This window comes from Turicibacter sp., from assembly GCF_017941855.1.
Classification (GTDB): Bacteria; Bacillota_I; Bacilli_A; order MOL361; family Turicibacteraceae; genus Turicibacter; species Turicibacter sanguinis.
This window is the reverse complement of record NZ_JAGAVR010000012.1, coordinates 1-2,573: the sequence shown is the minus strand read 5'-3', so window position 1 is coordinate 2,573 and position 2,573 is coordinate 1. Positions and strand designations below refer to the sequence as shown.

The 2,573-nt window shown below is 33.9% G+C and carries 4 protein-coding genes; 3 read left to right on the top strand and 1 reads right to left on the bottom strand.

All coding sequences use genetic code 11. The annotated features are described in order from the left end of the window. A partial coding sequence (locus tag J6D32_RS02115) for an alpha-L-fucosidase (protein ID WP_287467241.1) occupies positions 1-542 on the top strand: 542 nt, incomplete at its 5' end. 47 nt (positions 543-589) lie between these two features. On the opposite strand, the gene J6D32_RS02110 is transcribed toward J6D32_RS02115, so the two are convergent. Continuing rightward, on the bottom strand, positions 590-1,390 hold the full coding sequence (locus J6D32_RS02110) for a Cof-type HAD-IIB family hydrolase (RefSeq protein WP_055165210.1): 801 nt from the start codon (positions 1,388-1,390) through the stop codon (positions 590-592). Positions 1,391-1,566: 176 nt separating this feature from the next. Here J6D32_RS02110 and J6D32_RS02105 point away from each other — a divergent pair, with 176 nt between their 5' ends. Both J6D32_RS02105 and J6D32_RS14105 read left to right on the top strand, forming a co-directional pair. Further along, a complete protein-coding gene (locus tag J6D32_RS02105; protein WP_170837666.1) occupies positions 1,567-1,731 on the top strand; it encodes a hypothetical protein in 165 nt (54 codons plus the stop codon). A 220-nt stretch (positions 1,732-1,951) separates the two neighbouring features. After that, the gene (locus J6D32_RS14105) at positions 1,952-2,278 is read left to right on the top strand and encodes an SdpI family protein (RefSeq protein WP_155061846.1); all 327 of its coding nucleotides are present in this window, start codon (positions 1,952-1,954) and stop codon (positions 2,276-2,278) included. Positions 2,279-2,573: the final 295 nt, after the last annotated feature.

The window sequence follows — 2,573 nt, the reverse complement described above, 5'->3', positions numbered from 1 at the left end:
GGGGATATACTGAGGATAATGACTATAAAACAGCAAACGAAATCATTTGTGACCTTGTGGATATCGTGAGTAAAAACGGATGCCTACTATTAAATATCGGACCAAAAGGAGATGGCTCAATTCCAGAAGAAGATAAAAAACTCCTACTCGAAATTGGAGACTGGCTAAAAGTCAACGGCGAGGCCATTTACGACTCTAAGGTTTGGCGGTACGCATCAGAAGGTCCAACCGAAGTATCAGAAGGACAATTTTCAGATGCAACGAGCAAAAAGTTCACTCCTAAGGATATTAGATACACCGTGAACAACAATGCCATCTACGCAACGGTCCTAAACTATCCTGAAAATGGACAAGTCAAACTCACCTCTTTTGCCCAAAAAGATCCTTGTTTCGTCCCATGCTTCCACGGTATTATCAAAGATATTGTTGCGCTAGGATTTGATGGGGAAATCAAATGGAATCATAGTACGGATGCCCTTGAGATTAGTACAACTACTATCCATAGTGAGCTCCCTGTTGTTTTCAAAATTATTCTCGATTAAAAAATCAAAAGCATTAACCTGATATCGGCTAATGCTTTTTTATATGATTAAATTAACCCAAAATGTTTACAAGCATGGTAGATTCCATCTTCATGAACTGGTTTTGTGACATAGTTAGCATGCTTTTGAACATCTTTATGAGCATTCCCCATTGCAACACCCATTCCAACTGCTTGCAACATCTCAATATCATTGAATCCATCCCCAAACGCAAGTGCATTCTCAGGTTTCAACCCGATTTTATCTAAAATCGTTTGTATAGCAGTTGCTTTTGAACCATGTAACGGTAATAAATCAACGCCATTTTCTTGCCAACGAACAATGCGAATTTCTTTAATTGACTCAAAGAAATGCTCATTCTCTTTTGTAACTCCCGCTACCATCTGATACACCTTAAAATCAGGTTTTTCTAAATCTGTTTGAATTCTAGGATAAGGTAACTTCATAGCTTCAAGTCCTGATAATAAAAGTTCTTGATTGGCACCTGATAAAATATAATGCTCTGCTGGCATCCATAAAAGTGGAATATCATGCTTCTTAGAAACATCTACAATTTCATCAAGTAAAGTTTCTGAATAAGGTGCCTCATGAATCACTTTACCATGCATCACAGCATATTGACCATTCGTACAAATATAACTATCAATTTCTAATCCCTCAAGTAAATCCTCAATCATAAATGGAGAACGTCCTGTTGCAATAAAAGGCGTGATTCCATTCTCTTTTAATAATTTAATCGCCTCAATCGTTGACGCTGGTACTAACTCCATATCTGAACTATGCGAATGCGTTGAATGATTATCCACAATCGTTCCATCTACATCAAAAAAAGCAACCTTAATCTCCATCCTGGCCATCCTCCTACAAACTAATGTTGATAAACATAGGATACTACAAAAAAGACATTTAATCTACACTTAAACTCTTTCTTCGACACGTAACAATAATTGGTATCTAAATTTTAAAAGTCATTTTGAATGAAAAAATTTATCTGTGACATAATGAGGTTAAAGAGGTGATAGCAATGAATACCGAATTTATCGAAACACCGATTGAGGCTCTTACATTTATTGCAATCGAATTGATTATGTTGACAATCGTCTTAGCACTTTTAACTTATACCTTTTTAAAACTCTATTCTCTCATCACCAAAACATCACATCACGATTCTCAAGAAGATTTTAAATGAAATCTTCTTTTTTATTTTTTTACAAAAAGAATGATAGCTATAAAACATCTATACCACTACATGGATTAAATAAATAAAAAATTCAAAAATATGTATTGGCATAAATACATTCTAAAATAATTAAGTTCATCCCACAAATATTAGTACAACTTTTATTACTATAAATAAGACAAACGCTAATCATACTAACTACTAAATTTAGTTGAAAGAGTGATTAACGATGATAATGGTTAATTTCCTAACCCCTATCACCTGTATAGGCGTTGGATCATGGTTAAAAATTGAACCTAGCCAATCCAAGACTTCAGATAGTTACGATACTCCCTTCACCAGAGCATCACCACAAGTCTGGTATTATGCACAACGAATAGGATCATCAATTTGTATTAAAGATGGAGTTATTCTAGCAATCAGCATCGCTATTTTTAGTTCAATCCCACTAGGAATCCCTACTCACATATTAGCAAATATTTTTAATATTTTACCTTACTTCATATTAGTCTTATTTACCGTACTTATTCGAAATCAGTCTTCGTTTAAAGTTTGATTGGAATGGAAATTTAAAAAGTATCTAATTAACAGAAAGGAGTGCTATCAAATTAAGATAACACTCCTTTTAAATTACAGTAGCTAAAATTCTAAGGGTACTAAAACTGATTCAGTCGTTAATTACACCGGTAACGGGTTTTACAGTAGCTAAAATTCTAAGGGTACTAAAACTAACATTGAATTAACTTTAGTAAATTTGCAGTTTTACAGTAGCTAAAATTCTAAGGGTACTAAAACCGTCACATTTTCATTTTTAACATCTAATACGTTTTACAGTAGCTAAAATTCTAAGG